The sequence below is a fragment of the Paraburkholderia sp. BR10882 genome, from assembly GCF_040948855.1.
Taxonomy (GTDB): domain Bacteria; phylum Pseudomonadota; class Gammaproteobacteria; order Burkholderiales; family Burkholderiaceae; genus Paraburkholderia; species Paraburkholderia nodosa_A.
Map to the genome: position 1 here is coordinate 1 of NZ_JBFPKP010000061.1, position 946 is coordinate 946.

Genomic DNA, 946 nt, shown 5'->3' on the forward strand with positions numbered 1-946 from the left:
CCATGCGCACCGCTTCAATCTTGAATTCCAGCGTGTACCGCGCCCTCGGGTTACCCATTGCTAAATTCTCCTTTACTGAAGTTTTACACACTCTCAGTAACGGATACGTCTTTCGAGGGCAAGGTCACTCGCGCGCTGTTCACGGTTGCGGATTTGATTGAGCTTGCGCTCCTCGTGAGACGCTTCTCTTCGCACAGGCATGCAGAGGACGCCTCGTCTATGTAAGAGTAATTATGTCGCTTATGTAAGGTAATTAACGCCGCATTTCCTGCTTTTTGTTGTTTTATGGTGCTTAGATCGTCCGAATTCTGTGCCGTAGTTGTGCGGAGTCATAGAGCTTGACAACTTCCATTGTGCGGCATAATTTAATTACAGAAACGTGCAAACTTTCGGAGTGACCGTGCCACCGAACGAACGCAAGCGCTCGAAGACCGATGTTCTCGCGGAAGACGGTACGCTGAATCAGACACCAGAGAGCGTTCTTGATCCCAAGTTCCAGGAAGGCGGATTCTTCGATCCTCACGACGCCGTGCAGGTCAAGTACGAGATGTTGCGCCGGGTCTCGGTAGAGAAGGCATCGGTGACGCAGATCTCCGACGAATATGGTGTCTCGCGACCGACCTTCTATCAGGCGCGGGCAGACTTTGAGGAAGGAGGGATCGCAGGTTTGGTCCCGAGGAAGCGTGGACCACGTGGTCCACACAAGATCCAGGGCGACGTATTGGCCTTTCTCAAATCGCAGTTCACGCCCGGAGAACCGATTCGGGCACCACCTCGAACGGAGTGCTTACCTTTACATCCGGCAATCGTCGATGCGGCAAGCCGCGCCACCGACATCAGGAATTCCTGGCGTTTCTCAGGCATGTAGATCAGGCGGTGCCCGCCGATCTCGATGTGCATTTGATCGTCGACAACTATGCGACGCACAAGCATCCGAAGGTCAGGG

The 946-nt window shown here is 53.8% G+C and carries 1 protein-coding gene and 1 pseudogene; both read left to right on the top strand.

Annotated elements, in window-relative coordinates; genetic code table 11:
• Positions 1-400: 400 nt before the first annotated feature.
• Positions 401-868: a helix-turn-helix domain-containing protein gene (locus AB3X99_RS40895; protein ID WP_368662066.1), complete on the top strand. Its 468-nt coding sequence runs from the start codon at positions 401-403 to the stop codon at positions 866-868.
• A pseudogene (locus tag AB3X99_RS40900) lies at positions 826-946 on the top strand (IS630 family transposase); the annotation flags it as partial. The gene AB3X99_RS40895 and the pseudogene AB3X99_RS40900, both read left to right, overlap by 43 nt.